The organism is Fredinandcohnia onubensis (genome assembly GCF_002734215.1).
Taxonomy (GTDB): domain Bacteria; phylum Bacillota; class Bacilli; order Bacillales; family Bacillaceae_L; genus Ferdinandcohnia; species Ferdinandcohnia onubensis.
The window spans coordinates 66,545-92,807 of the sequence record NZ_NSEB01000004.1 but is presented as its reverse complement, the minus strand read 5'-3'; the positions used below and the strand labels follow the sequence as shown (position 1 = coordinate 92,807).

Sequence of the window (26,263 nt, the reverse complement as noted above, 5' to 3'; positions counted from 1 at the left end):
TGTGTTGAATCACAAGGACAGTTCTTCGTCCATCTCATATGAGTTATATTTCGAATTTAATCTTCAATTAATAACTAATACTTGCCATAAACTTAAAAAAGCTAGTACAAATTAAAAAAAGCCCCTTATTTTAATATTATAGGTTAATTTGGTTAGATAAAAAATTTGACCAAATCAGACCTATAATACGAAAGGAGCCTTTACTTATTATCAGAATATATCTCTTATAGTCCATTTCATACATTACATAAAAAAATCTTTTTCAATGGGCTCAGTCACGATGATGGGTACCTCAACCTACTCGTGCTATTAAGTTTGCTAGCCTTTATTGTAGAAGGTTATTATTAAGAGGGGTGGGGCACAGGACTTGTACATCTCCCCACCTTTAAAGCGAACCTATCCATCCATCTCACTGACAGCACCACTAGCCCCTTTGTATATCACTCTTGAATTCCTAATAGTTGCCTAATAATGATGCCTCATATCTCTTCAGTTTCAATAATAACGTATCCCTGTCCCTGCCTCAGTCATTAAAATTCTTTTTCCAATAATGCTGAACATGCAAGAATTCGTTAAGCTTTTGTTTAGATTCAGGGGATAAAATAGATGTCAGGTTGCCAAATTCCTCATAACGCCCTGTTCGATGTACTACGTCAATATCCTCTTTAAATTCATTTGAATATTTCATAAACTCATTCCCCTCATATCCTGCTAGTTCAAAAAATTCATTCATGAGAAAATAAGGACCAATTGTTGGACCGGCTCCCTTCAAGTCTGATTGAAGTGCCTTCTTTGCGCTGTCATTCCCCCAAATGACATAAGGTGTATTATAGTAATTGTAAAATCCTTCTTCTTTACTAACATCTAGGCTAATACCAACGCTTTTATATACAATACTATTATCACCAAGCCATGGGTTGTGGTCACCAAACAATATAATGACAACCGGCTCTTCTTCTTTTCTAAAGAAATCAATAAATAATTTTAATTGTTCATTTGTCGAAGCAATTCCTTTAAAGTAGTTATTCAAAATATTATATTCCTCTTCTGAATACCCTTTATTTTTAATGTACTGAACATCTGTCAAAGCCTCAGTCGAATATGGTCCATGATTTTGATAGGTCACGTTAAAACTAAAATAAGGCTTACCCGTTTTCTTATTTTTTTCGTAAAACTTAATCATTTCTGGGAATAAAATATTGTCCCCAGCTATTTGGCTATCCGCTAGCTCCGAATAATGATTTTCATAAAAATAGTAGTTTTCAAAGCCAAAATATTCATTCATGTTCTTTCGGTTATAAAACCACTCATAGCCTGGATGACTTCCCTCAACCGTATAGCCCTGCCCTTTAAAATAGTGAACATATGAGTTAACAGTTGATCTAAAATTAGCTAAGGATGTATATCCAGTAATGAAACTCCGTTCGGTATCAACTGTACCCCCCGCAAAAATATTGGTGACTAATTCCCCAGAATATCCCTCTTCCTTAATTTGGTGATAATGCTTATATACGTCTTCAGTAAACTCGATTTGTTTAAACTTTGAAAAGTCATTATAAGACTCCAGCATAATAGAAATAACATTTACCTTTTGAGCATTTGGAATATCAGAGCGTTCATAATCATTAATAATCTCTTCGGCTACACGTTTATTGTATCCCTCCGGCTTTACATCAATTGCAGTTTTAAAGCTATAGATGAATGGATAGACAAAGCCTTTTGAAATATATAGCTGAGTAGACGACCACCGATTGATTAAATCAAAATTTTTCGTAGCCGCGTAAAGCTCCTCATTTATATAATAATGATTAAAAGAATATATACCCACCATTACAAGAACCAATACTCCTAGTAGCCGTACCCGAAGTAACTGTATTTTACCCTTTATGAAAAAGAAAGCGTAAACAGTACCTAGTAGACAAGCAATTATGACTGCAGTGATTTTCCAATTCAACTCCATCTCATACCTACCAGCCATGTCCATTGATTCAAAAAGTAAATTTATATCGGCTGCCAGTAAAGGATCATTTCGAATGAGTAATTTGAAATAATTAATCCATGTTAACCCCATAGTTAGAATTGATGTAATTAGGAAGCTAACCCAAACCCTATTGAAGACGAAATAAAACAAAAAGATACACAAGACAACAGGAAATATGTTCAATAACGGTAAATAATCCACTTTAAAATAGGAGAGAAACATTGGCATGATATATTGCGCAGCACCAAAATACATAGAGATAACCCCTAGACAAACTCCCATCGCTAGAAGCATAAAGTAGGTATAGGTGATAGAAAGTACTCTATAGAACCAATACCCTCCACTGCTAATATATGACCTATTGTTGTGAACTATATTAAAGTTTGCACTACTGACCTTTTTCAATTTAGAATGATATTGATCATAAACTTGTGTGTTATCACCCTGTAGTTTTTCATCATATAAGTGGTAAACGTCCTTAAAATTCAAAAATTGACCAGTTAAAATATCATACTCATTTGCTATTAATTCCGCTCCATGTTGCTCAGCCAATTTTGAAAGTAAAACAACTGGATATTCACTTATCCATATTCTCTCTTTATCAGATGCAATGGAGGAAAGTTTTTTATTTCTTGATTTCCAAAACCTTTCAATAGTCCCCTCAACATCTCTAACATCTTTTAAAAAGCTTAATCTTTTCTCGTAATACTTCTTTTTGGACACACCCTTAAAAAAATGGAGAATAGAGCTAAAAAAATAGGTAAAGAAATACTTGATTAATGATAATTGTTTTCTTAGGCAAAAGTAATATAATTCTTTTTCAACAGAACCCCTATAAACCACGTGTTCAAACACAAACACTTTTTTCATTTGCAAACCCCTTCATTTCTATGTCCATACTTTCTTTTTACCCTTTAATTTCCAATCAGATACTATGATAGAAAAAAGTTGGCAACAAACCGGGCTCCCATGTAAATGAAATACTATCTGATTGCATTTCTTCAGAACCTTACACAAAACCAACAACTTATTCTATTACCCTAAGGCATCGAAAACGTTTATATATAATTTAAACATAATCTAAGTAAAAAAAGAAGTAGTTGGGAAAAACGCTTGTAACTCACCGACTTTTACTATGTCTTTTACATTGTTCCCTACAAAAAAGGTTTTGCAGATTTAAACCTTTAGACTTAACTACTAAAATAAATAAAACCCCACCTCCTTATGAGATAGGGTACTATGTCATACTTATTTTGTAATTAAAGCTGTGTTTCAATAATCATATGCTCCTCCGGTATCCAAGAGCTTTGTCCAATGTCTACCCAACCATCTCTTCGGTCATAGACTAAATATGGAATAGGTTCTGTTATTTTACCTTTGAATGTACCATTTGGGGCATTATAATAGTTCACTCCATATCCTCTAGGATACTTTGACGTAGCCGTATGTCTTTTAAAATCTACATGTTCCATGGATATCCATGAACTTTGCCCAATGTCCACGTAACCATCCTTTACGGCATACACAATATACGGAATTTTATTGGTTATTCTTCCTTTAAAACTACCGTTAGGAGTACTGTAATAATTAACTCCGTAGCCATCTGGATATTTAGAAATAGCAATACCTATTCCTCTTGGAGTCCCTTGAACTCTAACTTCATCTTCCCATTTATCGTAATAATTACGAACATCTTTAATAAATTGTTCCCAGGTCACACCATTTGGCCTTAACCAACTTTCAGGATCCGTCCTTCTTTGTGGATCAAGTACACTATGCGATACGATATGTTTTTCAGGAATTAAATTAAATTTTTGGCAAAGATATGCGTGGTACCAAACATATCTGTCATAGGCCTGTTTAAAGTTTCCAGTCCTGCACAACTCGACACCGATTGCTGCATCATTTGCGTCATCCCCAAACATTCTATTATCAGCAGGTTTATTGTAATTCACATGCCAGGCTTTTTCATCAAGTGGAATGATCTCTAAAATTTTATTATCATCTATGAACGTATGGGCGGAAGAACTCGATGGATGTCGGTTAAAATAACGGTAATGGTCATCAGCATCCGCTGTATTATTTGCTGTTTCATGTGCGACAACAAATAAAACTTTATTTAGTTTTTGACCTGACCGAGAATCACCAAAGGAAATATATTTCCTTTCAATCTGGTATTTGTCTTTTATGCCCATTTTTATCTACTCCTTTGTTATAAAATATGCAAAAAACTTTTTGGCGGTATAGTACTTATGTATAAATTTTCATAGTTTAGCAATAGGCCTATTGGTACCGTCCATTGAATACTTTATATCCATTCACCAATGTTATAGATTGTAATAATAAAAAAGGGGGCATAAATTTAAGGGAGATATAATAATTGGGCTATATATCCTGACAAAATAAATAGCCCACTTTACAATTTAAGTAAAGTGGGCCTTTATATTTGCTATATACTTCGTTATTTAACACAAGCAATCCAGTGATGATTAGAAGTTAATCTCTACTGAACAAATCCCTTGTATAGACCTTATCCACTACATCTCGTAGATCATCAGTAAGTCGATTTGCTACAATGATGTCACTCATTTCTTTGAATTCCTCAAAGTCTTTAATAACTTGGGAATTAAAGAAGGTTTCCTCTTGAAGTGCTGGTTCATATACAACTACTTCAACCCCTTGAGCTTTAATGCGCTTCATAACACCCTGAATAGCAGATTGTCTAAAGTTATCCGAATCCATTTTCATTGTAAGTCGATATATCCCTACTACCTTTGGATTCCTCTTAAGAATCATTTCGGCAACATGGTCTTTCCTTGTTCGATTCGCATCAACAATGGCAGTCATGATATTGTTCGGTACATCCGCATAATTAGCTAAAAGCTGTTTCGTATCTTTCGGTAGACAGTAGCCTCCATAACCAAACGAAGGATTGTTGTAGTGTCTTCCTATACGTGGGTCAAGTCCAACACCGTCAATAATTTGTTTTGAATCTAATCCTCGCACTTCTGCGTAAGAATCAAGTTCATTGAAAAAGGCAACTCGCATTGCAAGGTACGTATTTGCAAACAATTTAATCGCTTCTGCTTCCGTTGAATTCGTAAAGAGGACAGATATATCATCCTTTATAGCACCTTGTACTAATAAATCAGCAAAAACTTTTGCTCGTTCTGATTGTTCACCCACAATTATGCGTGACGGGTGTAGGTTATCGTACAATGCTTTTCCTTCTCTTAAGAACTCTGGTGAGAAGATGACATTGTCTGTTTCGAATTTTTCTTTAATTTTTTTCGTGTAGCCTACAGGCACTGTTGATTTAATAACCATAATCGCCTCAGGATTAATGGATAAAACATTCGCGATAACAGCTTCAACTGTTCGAGTATTAAAATAGTTCTTTTCTGGATCGTAATTGGTTGGAGTAGAAATGATCACATATTCAGCATCTTTATATGCCTTAAAATTATCTGTCGTTGCCGTTAAATTTAATTCCTTAGTGGCTAAATATTCTTCGATCTCCTTGTCAACAATCGGTGATTTTTTATTGTTAATCATGTCTACTTTTTCTTGAATGATATCAAGGGCAATTACTTCGTTGTGTTGTGCTAAAAGAACGGCGTTTGATAAACCAACATAGCCAGTTCCTGCTATTGTTATTTTCATTTTATTCTCTCCTCATGTATAAACATAAGCCTAACATTTCCAAAAAATACCATTATTCTTCAATTAATAACATGTGTATTATACCTCAAACAATTCTAAGGGACAAGTTAACTGGCTTTCGCCCAGTTCGCGTCCCTTGACCACAATACTTATTGAATAAAAACGCATTTCTAGGAAATTCTATAAATTATGGAATTTATTAATTTTGGAGGTTATCATGGAATACTTTGATAATGTTGCTATCGTCATTCCAGCCTATAACCCTGATAGAAAGCTAACAGAACTAATAGGTAAGATAATAAATGCAAATTTCAAAAGCATTATTATCGTTAATGATGGAAGTAAGGAAGAATGTAAGGAAATTTTTGATGAACTTTCAAGATCGGAACACTGCACTCTCCTTAATCATGCTGTAAATCTTGGGAAAGGGAGGGCACTAAAAACGGCCTTTAATTACTTTTTAAATACTTCCCCAAACTTATTTGGAGTCATTACAATTGACTCAGACGGTCAGCATTCGGTTACAGATATGATTAAGATTGCAAAGAAAATGAATGCCTATAAAAACAATCTGATTTTGGGCAGTAGAGACTTTTCACTTGAAAGTATCCCTTTTAGAAGCCGCTTTGGCAATATCCTAACACGGCATATTTTCAGATTTGCTAGTGGTATAAAAATTTCAGATACACAAACAGGATTAAGAGGAATACCCACTAGCTTTATAAGGGATTTGATGAATGTAAAAGGAGAAAGATTTGAATTTGAAATGAATATGCTTTTAGAATGTAAGGAAAGAGGTATACAAGTTGACGAAGTTAAAATTGAGACTATATACATTGAAGAGAATAAATCCTCCCACTTTAATCCCATTATAGATTCTATTAAGATTTATTCTGTATTCTTAAAGTATTTATTTTCTTCTTTATTTTCATTTGGTCTAGATATATTATTATTTTCCTTTTTTCTATTTCTGTTTAAAGAAAGCTTTCCTACATACTATATCATCAGTGCAACTATATCAGCCCGGATTCTTTCTTCTTTGTTTAACTATACAGTCAATAGGAATGTTGTATTTAAGACAGATTCTAATTACACCATCGTTAAATATTATACATTAAGTATATGTCAAATGCTTGCATCCGCTTTTTTTGTCTATTTAATATATCTATTAATTGGACAAGGTGAAATTTTTATCAAGATAGTTGTTGACACACTTCTTTTTTTAGTTAGCTTTTACATACAAAGGGAATGGGTTTTCAAAAGCAAACAAAGTAAAGCTAGTCAGGTGATTTCAAGTGAATGACTCTATTTTAGGCTTTATCCTACTTTCCTTGTCCTTAATAGGATGGGGAATGTATATTCATCACAAATGGAAAATAAATGTCTCTATTATACCCATATTTCTATTTTCTTCAATCATTTGTTTAGTCTTTAGCGCTGGCCTATTAAATTTTATGCCACATATGGTATATGGTATTTTAATTTCTGGTATATTTCTTTTTGGCTATTATGTCTATTTATATATAAGAAAAGAATTCATGATAAAAGATCTCTTTTTACCCTCGATAGTATTTTTTATTTTTATTTCATTTGTTATTACTCTCTTGTTGAAAGGGATGTATTTACTTGATTATGACAATTTTAGCCATTGGGGTTTAATTGTTAAAGAAATGTTTGAAATCAATAGTTTGCCTGATTCTCGAACAATCATCCAATTTAGAAATTATCCCCCAGGAAGTGCAGTTTTTATTTACTTTATAGGGAAAATATTAGGCCCCAGTGAGAGTCATGCCCTTATGGCACAGGGATATTTACTCGCAGCTAATTTAGCAGTTCTATTTGTTTTTTATAAATGGAAAGACATCTTTTCAATTGTCTTAAGTGTCGTGATAAGCATGGCACTAATGCTTGTAATTAGTGCACAAATATATAATCTTCTTGTAGATACACTGTTGGGTGTTGTGGCATTAGCAATTTGTATTATTGCATATTATTACAGGGATAACTGGGTTAAATGTGTATTAGTAAATTTGCCTTTACTTAGCGTTTTAATCTTAATTAAGGATAGCGGGAAAATATTCTTCGTTTTTAATATTGCTATTATTATTTGGTTAATAATTTCAAATATCAAAAGGAAAGAGAAAAAGCAAAGAGCACCTAATAAAAACATTCTAATGGCTATGCTACTTATATTATTGGTTCCATTATTTGTTAACTTTCTTTGGCTACAGTATATAGATAAAGCATATCCTGCCCAAACTTACGAAAGTAATAAATTTGCCTTAAGTACCGACAAACTGACAAATGTAGAGAAATCAGATGAACTGATATCAAATTTAGGTCCTAAGTTACTTCAAGCATCAGCTGATTTGAATTCGATAAACTTTTTTAGTATTTTTCTGCTTAACATAGTAGCCCTACTATTGATTTTAGGTATCTATATCCGAACGAGGCGGATTTCTAAATTACTATTGTACTCTATCATTTTTTCTGATTTATGTTATATCCTATATATTTTCTCCTTATACCTAATGTACTTATTTTTAATGCCTGAAGGTGAAGCAAGTTATTTAGCTGGTTTTTCGAGATACCAATCTACCATTATTATTTTTTGTATCGGGTTAATAATGACAGCTATTACATTGGAACATGCTAATGGCAAATCAAAAGTATTAAAAATAGGATTAACATTCGTTCTTTCGTTTATATATCTATATCCATTTAAAGAAAATTTACATTCAATGATTATAAAACCCGATGTAAACAACTCCATTCGATTACAAGTCAAGAATGAGTATGATAAAATCGCCAGTACAGGTGTAACAGAACCAAAAGTTTTGTACTATAGCCCTCAAAGTAAGAATGATAGTGGATACCTTTACTTCGTGCTCATGTATGAGCAACTTTCGCATAACTATTCAATTATCAAGGGGTGTACAAATAATCAAGAAAAAGAAAATCTTCTTTCTGTACTAAAAGAATCAAACTTTTTAGTCATTCTTGATAAAGACGAGAACTTCACAAAATGTTTTTCCCCGCTTTTGGATGTTGCTGATCCTAAAGGGGTCTATGAAATAAAAAATATAGAAAACAAGCTTTCGGTTACACCTTTGTAGAACAAGAAATCAGCAAAGTAAGTCCCTACATTGAGATGGGGACTTTTTTTATGCAGTTAAGCGTAGGAATATATAGGCTTTTAAAGAGGGATGGTTTCTCAATTAGATTTAGAAGACCTATTGAATTTTCCTTATTAATGACCTTTGTTTTCCCATCGACTTCCTTTAGATAACTCAAGCGTCTACAAACTATACAAACAAACCTATTAGGATAACTAGTATATCCTTCGCCCCCTTTCCCTATGTTGCTAGCTATAACAATGGTAAAAGGGGGTTCATATAATGATGAAAATAAAAATAATGAGTAACAATGATATAAAAGGGTATTCGCAGTTTTACGATCTCGAGGAGTTTAAGATTAATATGGAGATTTGGCTGATCGATAGTCAACATCAGTTCACACAAGGAGAAATGTATGGATTAAATCAATTAATTCATTTATCTTCGAAATTCCCAGGTGTTTGCCATGAAGCCATGAGATCAATCGTATGTTGCCCAGACATGGGTTTGGGCGAACACACCATTTCCCGATCGACATTTAAGCGTATGATTTGGAAGTGTATTCGCTTTGGAATACTAAAAGTATATGAAACTAAGGACATAAACGGTACTCAAGGAGGCAACCTCTACATATTTAACCAATATCCAAATTTTTAAGTGGATTTCGGGGACAGGTCCCTTGTCCCACCTTTTTTTCTGGGACAAGGACCTGTCCCTCTGACCCACTATTTTTCGTAGAGTTCTAATGGTAAGTCGTCTGGGTCTTTAAAGAAGGTGAATTTTTTACCCGTTACTTCATCAATTCGAATATCTTCTACTATGACCTTTTTTGCCGTTAACTCTTTCACCACATCTTCAATATCATCAACTTCAAAGGCTAAATGTCGAAGGCCTGTTGCCTCCGGATGACTTAGTCTTTTTGGAGGGTCCGGAAAAGAGAACAACTCAATTTGATAGGTATCCCCAACGACTAAATCAAGTTTGTATGAACCACGATCTGCACGAAACGTTTCATTCAATATGGTAAAACCAAGCTTATTTACATAAAAGTCTTTTGACCCCTTGTAGTCAGAACAGATAATGGCTATATGATGAATACGATTGATTTTCATAGTGTCCATCCTTTCTCAGTTGAAAAGTACAGTAAAAGTATAATAAAAAGAGAGGTGCTTGAAAACTTCTCCTCACCTCTACCGCAACTTTTTCTTGAAAATAAAGTGTAATATTAATAAATATGTCTGTGGTTTCCAACTAGAGGCTGGGACAGTGGACCTGTCCCCTTGACCCACGAAAAAATGGGCACAATTCACTGTCCATCTGTCCCAGAAGGGAATAACTAGGGATGCTTGTATCATAGCTTTTTTTGATTATTGAATTGTTCATGAAACTCAATCAATCTCCGTAGGACATTGAACTTAATCAAGTTCAACTAATACTTTATTCGTATTGTACATTTTGGCTTGGAAATAGTCTGGTACATTTTCAAATGGAATTTTTCGAGTGATGTAGGAGTCTACATCAACATTACCTTGATTCATGCAATCAATTACATATTGAAAATCCTCAATTGTTGCATTTCTACTTCCCATCAGGGTTAATTCTTTCGCGTGAAAATCAGGGTCATTGAAAGTGATTTGATCCTTCACAAGACCTACATAGATAAGCTTGCCGCCGTGCGAGACATAATTGAATGCGTTCATCATTGATTGCTTGTTTCCAGTAGCATCCATAACAATTGTAGGCAAGTAACCATCATTAATGTTCATAAGTTCTTTAACAAGATCAACATCATTAGCAGCTACCAATACTTGATCACAACCCGTCCATTCCTTAGCAAAAGCTAAGCGCTCTATACTAATATCCATCATGATTGTTTTCGCCCCTTGCAGTTTTGCAAATCTTGCAACGCCAAGTCCAATTGGACCTGCTCCAATTATCAGTACACTCTCCCCTTTTTGAATTTGGGCTCTCCTTACAGCATGAGCTCCTATACTTAAAGGTTCGATTATCGCAGCAGCATTTAATGATAGTTCATTTACTTTTAAGACATGGCTCTCAGGGAGTACAAGATATTCCGTCATACCCCCATCAATATGTACTCCAATCACTTGCATTTTGTTACAACAATTTGTTTTTCCATTTTTGCATGCAATACATTCACCGCAATGCATGTAGGGAATAACCGTGACTTGATCACCTATATCAAGTGTTTGCACATTTTCACCGATACTTTCCACTATCCCTGAAAGCTCATGACCAAGTATTCGTGGGTAATTAAAAAAAGGCTGGTTTCCTCCGTATGCGTGTAAATCCGTACCACAAATCCCTATTCTTTTCACCCGAATAAGGATATCCTTTTCTCCAAAAGATGTGGGTGCATTCCTTTTAAGCATTATCATTTTACCAGGATCTTGACAAACAACCGTTCTCATCTTTCATATCTCCTTTGAATAAATTAAGGACCTATCTAAATATAGGCCCTTAATTTGTCTAAAATAGTGTATTTGGTAGAAACATAGAGATTGCTGGAATGAATGCAATCAACAGAGCTGCAATTATCAAAAGAAGTAAAAACGGCCAGCTATGCTTAACAAATTCCTCAACCTTTGTTCCCGTAATAGAACAAGTTGCAAACATAATTGTCCCTAAAGGTGGTGTTAAAGTACCGATACTAATACAAATAATGAAGAAAATTCCAAAATGGATAGGGTCAATTCCATACTGCATAAGCATAGGCATAAATAACGGCGTTAGGATAATAATCGAAACGTTTCCTTCAACAAACATCCCTATAATTAAAAGGAATAAAAGGACTACGATAAAGAACATGATGGTGGAAGAAACATTTCCAACCATAAACTCAGTCATTCTTTGTGGTACCTGTTCCAAAGTTAGTACCCAGGCGAATGCGGAACCTGCTGCAATAATAATTAAAATAGATGCAGCTGTGTGTGCTGTTTCTAGTAATGCTTCCACTAACTGTTTTATCTTCATTTCACGATACACAAGCATCCCAAGGACTAAAGCATACAATACCGCGAATGCTCCCGCCTCAGTTGCACTAAATATACCAAAGCGAATTCCACCTATGATAATAACCGGTAGTAGAAGGGCTAATATGGCATCTTTAAAACTGACCAAAAATTCTTTAAGTGTGATCTTGTCTTGTTTTTCCGTTTCTAGGTTATGTTTTTTAGCGTAGAAATGGACATAAATCATAAAAGATAAACAAAGTACTATACCAGGAACAATACCCGCCAAAAATAATTTACCAATCGAAACGTTACCTACATAACCATACATAATTAGTGCAATCCCCGGTGGAATAATCGGAGTAATTAAGGACGTTGATGCTGTTAACACGGTTGAAAAAGACTTTGAATAACCTTTTTTAATCATTTCAGGAACAAGGATTTTTGATTGCATTGCTGCATCTGCAATATTAGAGCCACTCAAGCCCCCCATCAGGGTACTAAGAATAACGTTTACTTGAGCAAGACCTCCAGGGAGTGGTCGAGTAATCACTTGAGCAAATCGAAGCATCCTTGAAGTGATACCTGTGTAATTCATCAGAATTCCTGCAGTCATAAAGAAAACAATTGCTAGCAGTGGTACCGACTCTACCCCACCAATCATTCTTTGGATAAGGACCATCATAGAGAAACCATCCGAGAAGAAGAAGTAAACCGCTGAAGCAACAATCATGGCAAATGCGATAGGAACATTAATTAAAAATAATACGAGTAGTACGATTAACATGAGAGTTAAGGCCATATCACGCTCTCTCCTTTTTCTCTGGATTTGTTTGGAAAGAACGGATCAGCTTAATTGTAAAATGAATAGCTGTTAAAAACCCTCCAATAGGAACAGCAAGATCAATATACGTGTAACTAATGCCTAAAACAGGAGTTACTTTACTTCCAGCTTGAGAAGCGAGTTCGAAACCCAAATATATAAATATGTATATAAGTACAAAATAAATTGCCGCTGCTCCTATAATCGTGCACACATTACGCATGGCTTTAGGCATCTTTTGAATGAAATAATCCACTCCGATATGCCCATCTCTTTTCATTGCTGAACTTATCCCTATAAAAACGAGCCAAATAAAACAGCCAAGTGTTATTTCTTCTGCCCATGAAATCGGGCTATTTAGTACAAAACGGCAAATAACATTAATTATCGTCAAGAACGATATGACCGAAATTGCTATAACGGATATAATATCATCAATTGGGTTAAACCATTTTTTAAGCATTTATAAGTCCCTCCTGTTTAACCAAGTTTTGCCTAGCTATATATGAAATAAAGATTAGGAGACTTCCGTTTCTGAAGAAAAGACTATAAATCCATTCTGAGAAAAGGTAATAGCTTCTCTCAGAATGGATCTAAATTAGGAAGGTTTATTTTCTAATAATTCTAGAATTCTATCGTATAATCCAGGAGTCCATTCTGAAAACTTCCCATATACGCTTTGAACTCTTTCCTTAAACGGTTCTATATCGACCTCGTGTACTTCTACGCCCTGCTCTTTAAATTCATTTAAGACATCCTCTGTTTGTTCTTCTAGTACAGTTCTGCCGTATTCCCCAGCCTCATCACCAGTTTCTTTGAGAATCTGTACTACGTCTTCTGGTAGTGTATCTATGAAACTCTGTCCAGCAATCCAAGTCGTAATGAACTTTTGGTGGCCAGTTAGAGTAAGATGTTTTGAGACTTCCTGTGCCTTTACCCCTTGTAGAACTGGAAGAGGATTTTCAGCACCATCAATAAGTCCCTGTTGTAGGGAAGTATATAAATCCCCTAGTGGTGTTGGAGTGGCTGTTGCCCCTAATGCTTCAAATGTTGCAATTGACATTTGGTTGTTCGGAACACGAATTTTCATTCCGTCTAAATCTTCAGGTGTTTTAACCGGATCATTTGTTAAAAGATGACGCTCACCGTATACAGTATTAGTTGTAATAATATGAATTCCTTCTCCATTTAAAGACTCATGTAATTCATCAAACCAGTCCGTTGTTGTTAAATATAACAAGTCATCAACACTATCTGTAATATATGGAGCAGTCATAATTCCTGCATCGGGTACATAGTCCATTAGGAAATCATATCCCGCCATAACAATTACGTTGTTCCCCATAGTTGCTTGTTCAACAACGTCTTTTTCAGATCCTAACTGAGAACTTGGGTAAAGCTTTAATTCAATTTTTCCATTACTTTTTTCCTCAGCAAGTTCCTTCCACTTTTTCGCTAATAAGTCAATTGGCTCCCCAGGCTGATTTCCATAGGCAACATTAATTGAAATTTTTTCATCGCTGCCTTTACCATCACCTGAACCTTTTTCGGAACTGGAACTTGAGTCTGAAGAGCACGCAGTTAAAAAGGCTACCAACATTGCAATAACTAAAACAGACATCCATTTAAATCTTCTTTCCATACGATTACCCCTTTTTCATATTATTCATTCCTAAACAAGTAAACTTGTAATCCCTCCGGAATCAAGTAAAATGCTAAATTGCACTTTATAAATTAGAAAGTTGGGCCGATTCTCCAGATGCCAAAGTCATGTTGTTTTAATATCTCAGCTTTCGTTAATTTTCCGGAACTAACTGATGCAATTTCTTCAAATATTCTTTTACCAACTTCTTGGACCGTTTCTGTTCCTTCGATTATCGTTCCTGCATTTAGGTCCATATTGTCACTCATTCTTTCAAACATACCGGTATTTGTTGAAATCTTAATGACTGGTGCAATCGGAGAACCTGTTGGTGTACCTCTTCCACTCGTAAACAGGACAACTTGGGCACCACCAGCAACCATTCCCGTTAATTGTTCAATATCATGCCCTGGTGTATCCATCCACACTAGACCTTTTTCTGTTGGTTCTTCTGCGTAATCTATTAATTCTTTAAGCTCACTATTCCCAGCCTTATTTGCTGCTCCCAGTGATTTTTCTTCTAATGAACTCAATCCGCCGGCAATATTTCCAGGACTAGGGTTTCCAGTTCTAATATCCACACCCATGAGAATGGAGCGATTTTCCATAGCTTCAATGACCTCGTATACACGTTTCGCCACCCGGTCATTTGCCGCACGATTTGCCAATAAGTGCTCTGCCCCAATTAGTTCTGTGGTTTCTGCTAGAATGGAAGTTCCACCTCGTTCGACAATCATATCACTAACGGCACCGACAGCAGGGTTAGCTGATAATCCTGAACATGCGTCGGATCCTCCACATTCCGTACCAATAATTAATTCACTGAAATCACATAATTCCCTTGGTTGAGCAGAAGCTTCCTGAACAAGTTTTGCTGCTTCTTGTGCACCCTTCGCGATTGTAGTTAAAGTACCTCCATGGTCTTGAATCGACACTGTTACTACTGGTTTACCTGACTTAGCGATTTCTGCCGCAACACTTCTTGCCTGATGTGTTTCACAGCCTAACCCTAATACCACAACACCATAAACATTTGGATTTTTCCCTAAACCTACGTACGTTCTAAATGTTTGTTCGTAATCAACTCCAACTTGTGCACAACCGTGTTGGTGAATAAATGTCACTGTTCCATGAACTAGTTCAGTAATCCTTTGAGCCGTTTGTGTTGCACAGGTAATTGTAGGTAGAATTAGAACGTGATTTCGCACCCCTACCTTACCATCTGGACGTCGATACCCTAAAAATTTTCCTTCATTATTTAATTCCAACTTGGTCACCTCTTCCTCGTGTTCCTTCAAGATTGTGAACATGTACATGCTCACCTTCCGCTATATCCCTAATCGCTTTGCCAATGATTTCTCCATACTTTAAGATAGTCTCTCCCTTTTGGATTGCCTTAATGGCGAATTTATGACCAAAAAGTATTTCGTCTTTTAATAGAATCCTCTTTGATAATTCACCAGAAAGATCTACATCTACCTCTTCGTTTTGAGGAATGTCTTGTAAAGAAACCGCGACACTATCTGTTGGCTGCATGACTAATGTTCTATATTTTTTCTCACTCAATCTGACTCATCCTCCTTATTGAGGTATTATTGATAAATCGTAGTTTTAAAGGCTTCCAAGGTTTCACTAGCATAAACATTTAGATTTTCCGTTTCTTTAAGATTATGTAGCATTTGAGTATAGTCCCCTAGTACCATGGTAGTACCAGTAAACATAAAAAAACATAACTACAGAATATTTATTCGAAACCCTCCTTAGGCTATTATTTTTATAAGTGTTACTATCAATAAACCGCTTTCATAAAATATGAAAAATATACGGTGGTAGTACCAGTAACTAGATGTTATCACGTAACTTTTTTGTTTTCAACAAATTTTCTAACTTTTTTAAATTAATTAATTTATTAATACAGTATCATTCCCTTCTTGCCTACTCTTTTTACCCATGAAATATTTGCTATGAGTATTCCTAATCATTTTAATTCTATTCTTGCTTACATTATGGTATTCTGGTGGTACCAATAAAAATTTCATTCACTAAGGGTGTTGTATATGGTAAAAATCAATCCAATTAAAAGAGTAACTTTAACTGAGCAAATTTTAGAACAAGTTGCATCATGGATTATCTCAAATGAATTAAAACCCGGAGACAAACTTCCAAATGAACGATTATTAGCAGAAGAATTCCAGGTAAATAGAGGACGAATACGAGAGTCTCTAAGAGCCCTTGCACTTATTGGCTTGATAGAAATCAAACCAGGTGAAGGCAGTTTTGTAAGCGCTAAAGAGTCTGTACTGCCCGCTGAGACTATTCTTTGGATGTATCATAATGAAGTGAATAATTTGGAGGAAGTTTATGCTGCAAGGAAGTTAATTGAGTCTGAGGTTTATTTAGAAGCTGCTGATCGAATGACAGAAAATGAGATTACAGTTTTAGATAATATTATGAAAGAATTAAAGAACTCACCAAAAAATAACAAAGAGGAATTTCAACGGTTATTAGACGACTTTGATCTATATATGGGTTCATGTAGCGGCAATAAAATCTATAACAAGTTAATGCAGACTATTGTCCATCTTCGCCATCAATCTATGGTAAAAATCTTAAATGTCCCTGGTGCACGGGAGAACAGTATTAACTCTCGTACAAAATTAATTAAAGCCATTAAACAACGCAATCTTGAAGAGGTAAAGGAAGCTATTGATTTAAATTTTACTGGGGCAAAGAAATTTTATAAACAATTAAAATAAACTCACTTAAATTAGGTCTAAACAGTTTAGTTTAGACCCTTCCTATTTACTATTAAACTTGTTGTTTAATAGTATTTGTTTGCTTGCCAAGAACTCTATTTTCTATTAAAAGTTCCACACTATTAAACGATATCAATGGGAATTAAAAAAGATGACCCCGGTTCATAACCGGAATCATCTTTTAACAGCCTGAGCCTTTTTATAACAGTCTAAAATTTGAGGTATAGTTCACAGATCCCTGTGCCCCTTTATTCAGTTACGATTAGAGTTCCGGTCATGTTGTCGTGGCCTGGGCCACATGGGATGCTGCAGTAGTATTGGAATTCTCCGGCTTTTGTGACCACGAATTCAAAGGTTTCGCCTTCTTTAAGGTTCATTCCAAATTCATCAAGAGCGATACCGTGTAGTCCAGAATCATTATTCATTGTGAAGCGAATGGTATCCCCTACTTTTGCTTGAACTTCTTGAGGATCAAATTCGAAATTCTTCGCAGTAAGATTTATTTCGATGACTTTACCATTTGCTTCAGTGGTAGCAGGTTCTGATGTGCTAGGCTCTTCATTTTTTTCTTCTTCATGGGCTGCATGTGGGTCCCCAGCTTCTTCCGTTTCTCCTGCTTCAGCTTGTGATGGCTCTCCACCTAAAGCAAATACAAATACTTGAGGATCGCTACCCGCTGACGTGATCATGATATATTGTTTACCATCTATTACGAAAATAGATGGTGCAGCTGAGATGGTTTGACCTGTTGTTTGATAGGTCCACAGAATCTCACCTGTTGCCGTATCTAACGCATTTACTTTACCATCTAATTCACCATAGAAAGTAAGGCCAGCAGCTGTACTTGTTAAACCTCCGCGCTGCGCATCCGGCGTTTCAATTTGCCATACTTGTTTCCCTGTGTTTAAGTCAAAAGCGGTAATGGTACCATACGCGTCTTCATCGGCAGGTGGTGCGTAGGATGTACCCATGGCTTGGGCTCCGCCTTTACCAACTTCGGAAGCTTCTTCTTCATTTTTAGCGACTTTAAGAATGGCACCTTGTTCAATAGAAGGGATTAGATCATAATTTAATACCGGATCATACGTATTCGGTGCATAGTTTTGGCCACCTAAAATACCTGGATAAACCAATGTACCTTCTGGTGTAGGGTCGGGATGATCAATTTTAGCAAATGGTACATTTTTATAGATTGAATCTCCTGATTTGGCATCATAGACGAACCATTCCCCACCTTTTGTACCAACAGCAACAACACGGCGTTTATCACCATTAATGGTTGCAGTATAAACGGTTGGGCTATCGGCTGTATCATAGTCCCAAAGATCATGAGATATTTGTTGTTGCGCCCATTTTAATTTCCCCGTATCCGCGTCGACTGCCAGTACGGAGTTTGTATGTGGGTTTGCACCAGGTCGTTTTTCACCATAAAAGTCAGGTGCTGGATTTCCCGCAGAGAAATAAAGTGTTCCTGTTTCTTCGTCAACACTTGGTGCCATCCAAACAGCTCCACCACCACCAAATAACCCATCTGCTAACCAATCTTCACCTTTTGGCGGCACAGTCCAGAATGGTTCATCCCATGCTGGTGTTAAATCACTAGCATTAAATGCCATTTCAAAACCACGAACACCGTTATCACCACCTGATGAACCCACAAAAATTTTCCCGTCAAAGTAAGTTGGTGCTGTTGTTTCATAGTATCCATTTTCAGGTGTGACATCAGGATAGAATTCACTAATTTTCACATAATTAATGGTTTCGCCTGTTTTTTGATCAATGGATACTACCCCAACATTATTTGTAATCATAAAAACTTTACCATCTGCAACAGCAACACCACGGTTAGAATTTGGCATACCTGTGCGTTCAGCATTCTCAGTGATTTCTTTAGGAGGAACCCACTCCCAAATGACATCACCAGTTAATGCATCAAAGGCATACACAAAGTTCATGCTTGTTGTCACGTAAGCAACCCCATCAACGACAACCGGGTAATTTTGGTTACCATTCGGAATATCTGGATTGATTTCTTTAAATTTTTTACTCCAAATAAGACCTAGTTCCTTCACGTTTTCTTTCGTAATTTCATCAAAGGGAACATGTCGAGTTAGTCCTAAGTCGTAACCAAATGACGGAAAGTCCTCATTCACCTCTTTTTCCTCAACCTTTTCTTCTATTTTTTTCGGAGGCTCCTTTTCTTCAGGCTCTTTTACTTCGGGCTGTGACTGACATGCAGCTAACATCAACATGGCAGAGGCTATAATAGCAGTACTAAACCTTAACTTTTTTCCCAATCTAAATCCCTCCTATTATTAAAATTTTCTAACAATTACATTTCAAGAACATGTATATTAGATGTCACTTAAAATTATTCAATATTTAGTTTTTTCAAAATAGTTCTTTTTCTTTATCAAATGTGTATAGATGTAGGGATATAGGCGTTTCATAGGACAGAATAGTTCTTTTGGCATAGCGTTTCACCTTCAGACTATGTAATTAGGAGGAATTAACATGAAAAGAGGATCTAAATACCTGCATTTACTTTTTGTAACCATTTTTACTTTAGTTCTTTCGGCTTGTATGAATAGTGGTGAAAAAACGGGTGAAAAAGAGTCCCAAATTGCCAAAGTCTCTTTAAAATTGGAACAAAACATGTTCCCATACGAGAGCTGGAAAATGGATAGTTCCCATCAAAAGCTCACAAAGGGGAAACTTTCGGTAGATGACAAGCCTGTTATGGATGCTGTCATTCAAGTGTCGAATAAAAGAAAAACGACTACAGATGCCAATGGCGAATTCTCGATTCTATTAGATACCAACATTATTGAAAGAGATATCGTTCATGTTTCATCCCTAGATGAGGCAACTATTAATGGGAAAGCTTTATCTGAAGAACTGAAAAAGGACTTATTAGCATTAGAACAGGAATTAATGGTTTATTTTCCAATCGAAATCGATAAAGTGGAGGAAAATAAAGAAGATAATCGTTTAGTAGATGTATTTGCTCGCGCGGTTTTAAATGAAGGTGAAGAGTTTCCAAAGTTCGGAGTAGAGAAATTCCCGATTATCGGAACCATTAAAGACTCAAACGGAAATCCTGTTGAAGGAGCTACGGTTAACATTCGTCGTGACGGTGTGGAAGGATTTTCAATGTCTGACCCTAGTAACGAAAATGGAGAATATGCCATGTACTACATACCCGAAGACGATGAAAACCATTATTTAAACGTGTATGTGCCAAGCAAGAATATCACGTACACCTTACCTGAGGGAAAAGCATTTCTTTTTCCTGACGATTTTGGAATAAAGCTTGATATAGTACTGCCTGAAGAAGGAACCATCATTAAGGACGAACCGCCTACTCTTGTTGCGACAGATGCCAAGGGCGCTCTCTATAAAGGCGTGTTAATTGGCTTGAACACTCACAATAACACAAACTATTCCATTACAGTTCCACAACGAGACGGTACCTTTGTCGTAACATTACCAAAGGATGTCTGGGAAGATAATCCAAGCTTTTATCAAATAAATTTTAGGGGATATTCAGAACATGAAATTAACCTGGGAGACACATTAACATCAGACTTCATTCCACTTCCAGAAAAAAATGAACCGAATCAAATAAAAGCAACCCAGTAGTGGGTCACGGGGACAGGTCCTGCGACCTACCGTTTTTTTCCTATTGGGACGAGGGACCTGTCCCTCCGTCCCATTCCTTCAATCTATTGATTTATAGTAATCAATCATAGTATTAATCCTTTGAATGTCTTCTGTACTCGTACAGGAGATAACCCTACCTTTTATATCCTCAAGTAGATAAATTTGTTCTTCATATCGAGATTGCTTTTTACGCCGCTCCAAAACATCCATATTTTTGTCTGGGTTCATTAGGATTAACTTTAATAGTCTATTTTTTGTTTCCAGTCTCCCATTTACCAGATTTAATAAGTCTGATTTCTCATCGTTACTCAAAGTTAGTATTCTTTCCATTTCTTTTCCCTTACCTTCTTTCGAATATCGTAAACCACGTTGGATATCTTATAAATTCAATGTTTACTACTAAATGGTATCAACAATAAATTACAATATTCTACAAAAAGGGTTATTTTTCCTGCATAAAAATTCACGATCTCAATATATAATCGATTCCAAAAGACACTTGTAGAGTACAACACATTAATAATTTAGACGTCGTTAAATATGCAGCTCAAAGAATAAATATTCGCATCTATCTCATTTCTAGCAATGTAATCTAACGAGATAACAGTTCATTACCAATTAACCAAGCAAAAAGATTACGAAAGGAATTGAAATCAAGCTAAGCAAAGTTGTAACTAAGGTTGTAAATGAGATTAAATCTGGTTTGCAATCGAATTGGACAGCTAACATGGTTGTATTTGCTGCGACTGGCATGGCAGCCAAGAGAATAAAAACCTGTTTAATGAGCTCACTAACGGGCATGATCTGAACTAAAGCCACAGCAAGAAGCGGTGAGACGACCATACGTAATAGTGTAATACTACTCACATATTTTATATTGAATTTTTGTGGTTTGATTTCAGCCAATTGCATTCCTAGAATTAACATTACGACTGGAATGGATGCACTCCCTACCATACTTATTCCATCTATGATCGTGGATGGTAATGGTATATTAGCAATCTGAAAGATTATCCCTAGTATAGCACCGTACATGACCGGCATACGGATTAACCGAATTAATGCCCCTTTTAGTCCAGATGAGTTTTCCCCACCGAGGGATGCAAGAAAAATGCCCAAAGAATTGATTAAAAAGGCATGAATCACCATTATAATGATGGCATAATCAAAGGCCAACGCTCCAAATGCAAATAATGCCACTGGCGCTCCATAATTCCCGCTGTTCGGAAAAATACTCCCTAGCTGCAAGGCAGACATATGTGGTCGATCTACCTTTAATAGCTTTCCAGTCAAGAAGGTAAAACCGACTAACATAATAGTAAGTATTACTGTAAAAACAAACATATAAAAATAATCCGCGTTTAATTGATTCGTATAAAACGTATCAAATGTTAAAAAAGGTAATAACAAATATAGAGATAACTTTGAAATCGATTTAATATCAAATTTGAGGGCCTTTTGCCCAATAAATCCTGTAGTGAATATTAGGAATGCAGGTAAAACAATTAATAATAACTCCATCTGAGATTTCCTTCCATATTTATACTAATATCTTATTCTATCACAGTGGGTCAAGGGGATAGGTCCCTTGACCCACCATGTTTTTTACTGAAACAACAGACCTGACCCTATTAAAAATGGCCCGATTCGTAGAGATTACTCCATAATCGGGCCATTGAGATTCGAATATATTGTTCGAACCCCGTGTTTTTGGAACGAGGGACCTGTCCCTAACTTAAGGAGACACCTTCCTCCTAAAGTAGTGTTAATATACAACCACACTATAAATAGAAGAAGGTGCCTCTTTTTTTGTTCATCTAATATAATAGAATTGTTTTAGCAACCTTTGACGAAGACTGTTTTGATTGCTGTGTAAAATTCCTTCGCAGCCTCTCCCTGCTCACGTGAACCGGAACTAGACGATTTCATTCCACCGAATGGTGCTTGTAGCTCAACACCAGCACTCTCAGCATTGATTCTTACAAGACCAGCTTCGATTTCTTCAACAAATTCTAGGATATTACTAATATTCGACGTAAAGATGGATGCACTCAAGCCGTACTTCGTATTGTTCGCAACATCAATCGCTTCCTCTATATCCTCAACTTTGATCAAGGCAATAACAGGGCCAAAGATTTCATCTTGCGCAATTGCCATCTCTGGAGTCACATCATCGAAGATTGCAGGAGTAATGTAGAATCCATTTTCGAACTCTTCACCTTCAGGAATATTGCCTCCAAATATGAGAGACGCGCCTTCCTCTTGACCTTTTTCGATATAACTTTTTACGGTATTTAATTGGCTTTCGCTAGCAGATGGACCCATCCAAATGCCTTCCTGTAAGCCGTTGCCCACTTTAATTTTTTCAGTCTCCTGAATGAGTTTTGCTTTGAATGCCTTGTATACCGGCGCTTCCACGATCACTCGGCTGGATGCTGTACATTTTTGGCCAGAGGAACGGAATCCACCACTGATTACGGCTTCCACCGCTTGGTCGAGGTTTGCGTCCTTCGTCACGATAACTGGGTTCTTACCGCCCATCTCAGTCTGAAACTTGATGCCTCTTGCAGATGCCGACTTAGCAACACCTCTGCCAATGGCTTCAGAACCAGTAAACGTAATTCCGTTTAGCAGCGGATGATCAATGAGGGCCTGCCCTACAACCGAACCTGAACCTGTAATAAAGTTCAGAACACCTGCAGGAAGTCCAGCTTTCTCAAAGCACTCCACCACTTTCGCAGCCGTCACCGCAGCCTCTGATGCTGGCTTAAACACAATCGTATTGCCATAAACAAGAGCAGGAGCAATCTTCCAAATTGGAATAGCAACTGGGAAGTTCCACGGAGTGATGACTCCTACGACACCAAGTGGAGTTCTCTTCGTGAACATAAGAGCTTCACTATCAGACGAAGGAATGACATCTCCTTCTTTTCGCATGCCCTCACCTGCATAATAGCGAAGAATGGCGACTCCACGGGCTGTTTCACCCTTTGCTTCCGGAAGTGTTTTACCCATTTCCCGAGTCATAGATTCAGCAATTTCTTCGATGTTTTCTTCGAGAATATTTGCAACCTTATAGAGGAGTTGGCCACGTGCTGCCTGGCCAATCCGGCGCCATGCCTTCTTAGCTTTGTGAGCTGCTTGCACCGCTTTTTCAAGATTCTCAACCGTAGACTTTTGTACATACCCTACAGTTTCGTACTTGTTTGCTGGATTAATACTTTTGATCAATTCATTTGAATCCGATTTGACCCATTCATTGTTAATGAAATTGCTGTACGTAATTGTTTCTGTTTCTACTTTCACTTTCATTACCTCCTGATCAATTCGTGTTTTTATTTATTCAGCCACGAGAACTTTGCTCGGTTGCTGTTTTTTCACTGGGTTTCTTAGGATTCCGATTTCAGGAATCTCAATTTCGACTTTGTCTCCGTCCTGTAAGGTAAAATCATTCGGCGGAACGATACATGTGCCAGTCAACAGAACTGTTCCATCAAAAATGATATTTTCCCTAGTTAGATAAGAAACCAACTCATCATACTTTCGCTTTAACTGGCGGGTATTAGCAGTCCCCTCGAACACCAACTGATTGTCTCGATAGATTCTGCAAATAATATCCAATTGATAGGCATCCTCAACTGATTCTGCTAATAACAATGCTGGTCCAATTGAGCAGGATTGCTTCCAGATTTTCGCTTGCGGTAGATACAGCGGATTTTCACCCTCAATGTCACGGCAACTCATATCATTTCCGATGGTGTAAGCGAGGATTTCTCCATCTCCATTGACTACTAGTCCGAGTTCAGGCTCAGGGATCTGCCAGTTCGAATCACTTCTAATATATACATCTTGATTTGGACCTACGGTACGATTAATAGTTGACTTCAAAAAGATTTCCGGGCGTTGCGCATCGTACACTTTATCGTAAAATGTTTGCGCATCCAGCTTTCCGTTCGTTGCTTCATAGTTTCTCGCTTCTTTACTCTTTTCGTATGTCACCCCTGCTGCCCATACTTCAGGAGCTTCGATTGGCACTAGCAGTTCAACTTCTTCCATTCCATAGTCTACTGGTAGAAGGGTTGACACTTTTCCCTCCACAAAAGCTAAGACAGATGTTTGGTGAGCTTTTGCATCACGAGTGATTTCAATAAAACCTTCATAAGGAAGCGGATAAATCACACCATCTGATGTGACCGCCGCAAGAATCTGCTCTTCTTCTTTTCGGTAACGGATAATTTTCATGAACAATACCCCTTTCGGAACATTTTTTTAGTTATTTTTTATAAAATAAGGGGGATTCGAAATGAGGAATCAAATCCATATCAATCCCCCCTTTCAAGTCACTTTTGTTTATTTTAATTGTTTGATAGTATAATAGATGTGTATGTGTTGGTATCAATAGATGTCATTCAATTAATCGATTTGCCCCACAAAACGATTAACGACTTCTGTTGATGCCTTTTTTTGAGTACATTAGAATACAATTATTCAATTTTTTCACACTGCCTTTTTTGATATATCGACCACTCGTTTGTTGAGAATCGGATTCTTGTTAGCGAACTTGTGATACACACCTGTCACGATTGGAACTACAATTGATGTGACAATCAGTGAAGTTGCAACCAATGCTGTCGCCGCAGGCGCTACTGGTGCAAGTTCTGGAACCATTTCAGCCACCAATAGTGGTGTTGCAACGGCTGCACCTGCAGTACTTGAAGCCGCAATCCCTGCAGTACCATTACCCTTACCAACTAAGATATCTGCTAGTATCAGAGGTATACCTGTTACGACAATCACCAAAAGTCCGAGAATAATTCCAAATAGACCTGTTTCCGCGAGCACCGTCAACTTAATACCGTTACCGAGTGAGAATGCGAAGAAAGGTATCAGAACTGGAATAGCACGACTAAGGAATTCACGTAAGTCTTCATCTAGATTCCCAAGGATATAACCGATGATGAATGGTAAGATTAAACCGACCAACACTTGAGGGTTGAATGATGCAACTCCTGCAGTACCAAGAATAATCATTGTCATTAAGGGCCCAGATTCAATGTTCATGAGAACGAATGCGCCGGCTTCTTCTTTCGTTCCATATTGATCCATTAATGAAGCGTAAAGACCTGTATTCGTCATGTCCATCGCTGCCACTAGGGCGAGGGCAGAAACACCCGCGAAGAATCCTGATTCAATCATCCCGTTACCAAGATAATGAGAAGCTACGAAGCCGACAACCCATGCAACTCCTAATTTCGTCACCAAGAGTACCCCGGATTTTCTGAGGACAACGCCAGTAGACTTCAGGCGAATGGATGCTCCTAGACAGACGAACCAAACAGCCAGGATTGGAACCGTTCCAGATGTAAGACCAAACGTAAAGGATCCCAAAGATTTACTTAAATTAGGGAAGAACGTATTCAGCAATGCTCCTATAAAGAGCGGAACGACCATCAAGCCACCAGGAATTCTATCAATCGTTTTTTTAATTTTCATAATTTGACCTCCTTTTTAAACAGCTAATAATTTAAGGTTCTTTTTGTTTCGGGCACATAACTTTACATGATGTTCCTTTAAGTCTTCTTAGCTGTTTTACTCTAGTTGGTCTTTTCAAACTTTGCTTTTCCTGTGGTCCGTATTCTCCATTTCA

The 26,263-nt window shown here is 36.8% G+C and carries 20 protein-coding genes and 1 pseudogene; 5 read left to right on the top strand and 16 right to left on the bottom strand.

Features of this window, described 5'->3' with window-relative positions; translation table 11 throughout:
- Positions 1-523: 523 nt before the first annotated feature.
- The 3 genes and pseudogenes from CKK03_RS03520 to CKK03_RS03510 form a co-directional block, all read right to left on the bottom strand.
- The gene (locus tag CKK03_RS03520) at positions 524-2,851 is read right to left on the bottom strand and encodes an LTA synthase family protein (RefSeq protein WP_099361249.1); all 2,328 of its coding nucleotides are present in this window, start codon (positions 2,849-2,851) and stop codon (positions 524-526) included.
- An 806-nt stretch (positions 2,852-3,657) separates the two neighbouring features.
- Positions 3,658-4,176: pseudogene (locus tag CKK03_RS23950) on the bottom strand (peptidoglycan recognition protein family protein); the annotation flags it as partial.
- 301 nt (positions 4,177-4,477) lie between these two features.
- Positions 4,478-5,644 (bottom strand): nucleotide sugar dehydrogenase, encoded by a 1,167-nt coding sequence (locus CKK03_RS03510; RefSeq protein WP_099361247.1) that lies wholly within the window; start codon positions 5,642-5,644, stop codon positions 4,478-4,480.
- Positions 5,645-5,861: 217 nt separating this feature from the next.
- Between CKK03_RS03510 and CKK03_RS03505 the strand changes: the two genes are divergently transcribed.
- The 3 genes from CKK03_RS03505 (at position 5,862) to CKK03_RS03495 (ending at position 9,417) form a co-directional block, all read left to right on the top strand.
- On the top strand, positions 5,862-6,947 hold the full coding sequence (locus tag CKK03_RS03505) for a glycosyltransferase (protein WP_099361246.1): 1,086 nt from the start codon (positions 5,862-5,864) through the stop codon (positions 6,945-6,947).
- The gene (locus CKK03_RS03500; RefSeq protein ID WP_099361245.1) at positions 6,940-8,760 is read left to right on the top strand and encodes a hypothetical protein; all 1,821 of its coding nucleotides are present in this window, start codon (positions 6,940-6,942) and stop codon (positions 8,758-8,760) included. Before CKK03_RS03505 ends, CKK03_RS03500 begins: the two co-directional genes overlap by 8 nt.
- Positions 8,761-9,042: 282 nt before the next feature.
- On the top strand, positions 9,043-9,417 hold the full coding sequence (locus CKK03_RS03495) for a hypothetical protein (RefSeq protein WP_099361244.1): 375 nt from the start codon (positions 9,043-9,045) through the stop codon (positions 9,415-9,417).
- Between the two features lie 68 nt (positions 9,418-9,485).
- On the opposite strand, the gene gloA2 is transcribed toward CKK03_RS03495, so the two are convergent.
- The 7 genes from gloA2 to CKK03_RS03460 all read right to left on the bottom strand — a co-directional run bounded on the left by gloA2 (position 9,486) and on the right by CKK03_RS03460 (position 15,763).
- Positions 9,486-9,872, bottom strand: coding sequence for an SMU1112c/YaeR family gloxylase I-like metalloprotein (gene gloA2, locus CKK03_RS03490; protein WP_099361243.1), 387 nt, complete (start codon positions 9,870-9,872; stop codon positions 9,486-9,488).
- A 303-nt stretch (positions 9,873-10,175) separates the two neighbouring features.
- Positions 10,176-11,192 (bottom strand): zinc-binding alcohol dehydrogenase family protein, encoded by a 1,017-nt coding sequence (locus tag CKK03_RS03485; protein WP_099361242.1) that lies wholly within the window; start codon positions 11,190-11,192, stop codon positions 10,176-10,178.
- A gap of 58 nt (positions 11,193-11,250) precedes the next feature.
- Positions 11,251-12,534: a TRAP transporter large permease gene (locus CKK03_RS03480; RefSeq protein WP_099361241.1), complete on the bottom strand. Its 1,284-nt coding sequence runs from the start codon at positions 12,532-12,534 to the stop codon at positions 11,251-11,253.
- A 1-nt stretch (position 12,535) separates the two neighbouring features.
- Positions 12,536-13,018, bottom strand: a complete 483-nt coding sequence (locus CKK03_RS03475) for a TRAP transporter small permease (RefSeq protein ID WP_099361240.1) — start codon at positions 13,016-13,018, stop codon at positions 12,536-12,538.
- A gap of 135 nt (positions 13,019-13,153) precedes the next feature.
- A complete protein-coding gene (locus CKK03_RS03470) occupies positions 13,154-14,197 on the bottom strand; it encodes a C4-dicarboxylate TRAP transporter substrate-binding protein (RefSeq protein WP_099361239.1) in 1,044 nt (347 codons plus the stop codon).
- Between the two features lie 92 nt (positions 14,198-14,289).
- Positions 14,290-15,465 carry a UxaA family hydrolase gene (locus tag CKK03_RS03465; RefSeq protein ID WP_099361238.1) on the bottom strand — a complete coding sequence of 392 codons (1,176 nt, stop codon included), beginning with the start codon at positions 15,463-15,465 and terminating at the stop codon, positions 14,290-14,292.
- Positions 15,452-15,763, bottom strand: coding sequence for a UxaA family hydrolase (locus CKK03_RS03460; RefSeq protein WP_245863989.1), 312 nt, complete (start codon positions 15,761-15,763; stop codon positions 15,452-15,454). Before CKK03_RS03460 ends, CKK03_RS03465 begins: the two co-directional genes overlap by 14 nt.
- Positions 15,764-16,254: 491 nt before the next feature.
- On the opposite strand from CKK03_RS03460, the gene CKK03_RS03455 reads away from it, so the two are divergent.
- Complete coding sequence (locus CKK03_RS03455) at positions 16,255-16,953, top strand: FadR/GntR family transcriptional regulator (RefSeq protein ID WP_099361237.1); 699 nt, start codon at positions 16,255-16,257, stop codon at positions 16,951-16,953.
- A 248-nt stretch (positions 16,954-17,201) separates the two neighbouring features.
- Here the strand turns inward: CKK03_RS03455 and CKK03_RS03450 are convergent, their stop codons facing one another.
- Positions 17,202-19,250 carry an outer membrane protein assembly factor BamB family protein gene (locus CKK03_RS03450; RefSeq protein WP_099361236.1) on the bottom strand — a complete coding sequence of 683 codons (2,049 nt, stop codon included), beginning with the start codon at positions 19,248-19,250 and terminating at the stop codon, positions 17,202-17,204.
- Positions 19,251-19,467: 217 nt separating this feature from the next.
- Here CKK03_RS03450 and CKK03_RS03445 point away from each other — a divergent pair, with 217 nt between their 5' ends.
- Complete coding sequence (locus CKK03_RS03445) at positions 19,468-20,595, top strand: Ig-like domain-containing protein (RefSeq protein WP_099361235.1); 1,128 nt, start codon at positions 19,468-19,470, stop codon at positions 20,593-20,595.
- A 78-nt stretch (positions 20,596-20,673) separates the two neighbouring features.
- On the opposite strand, the gene CKK03_RS03440 is transcribed toward CKK03_RS03445, so the two are convergent.
- The 5 genes from CKK03_RS03440 to kdgT all read right to left on the bottom strand — a co-directional run bounded on the left by CKK03_RS03440 (position 20,674) and on the right by kdgT (position 26,109).
- Positions 20,674-20,946 carry a hypothetical protein gene (locus CKK03_RS03440; RefSeq protein ID WP_099361234.1) on the bottom strand — a complete coding sequence of 91 codons (273 nt, stop codon included), beginning with the start codon at positions 20,944-20,946 and terminating at the stop codon, positions 20,674-20,676.
- A 288-nt stretch (positions 20,947-21,234) separates the two neighbouring features.
- Positions 21,235-22,137, bottom strand: coding sequence for an AEC family transporter (locus CKK03_RS03435; RefSeq protein WP_099361233.1), 903 nt, complete (start codon positions 22,135-22,137; stop codon positions 21,235-21,237).
- Positions 22,138-22,452: 315 nt separating this feature from the next.
- Positions 22,453-23,928 carry an alpha-ketoglutaric semialdehyde dehydrogenase GucD gene (gene gucD / locus CKK03_RS03430; protein ID WP_425432839.1) on the bottom strand — a complete coding sequence of 492 codons (1,476 nt, stop codon included), beginning with the start codon at positions 23,926-23,928 and terminating at the stop codon, positions 22,453-22,455.
- A 27-nt stretch (positions 23,929-23,955) separates the two neighbouring features.
- Complete coding sequence (locus CKK03_RS03425; protein ID WP_099361231.1) at positions 23,956-24,858, bottom strand: fumarylacetoacetate hydrolase family protein; 903 nt, start codon at positions 24,856-24,858, stop codon at positions 23,956-23,958.
- Between the two features lie 255 nt (positions 24,859-25,113).
- A complete protein-coding gene (gene kdgT, locus CKK03_RS03420) occupies positions 25,114-26,109 on the bottom strand; it encodes a 2-keto-3-deoxygluconate transporter (RefSeq protein ID WP_099361230.1) in 996 nt (331 codons plus the stop codon).
- Positions 26,110-26,263: the final 154 nt, after the last annotated feature.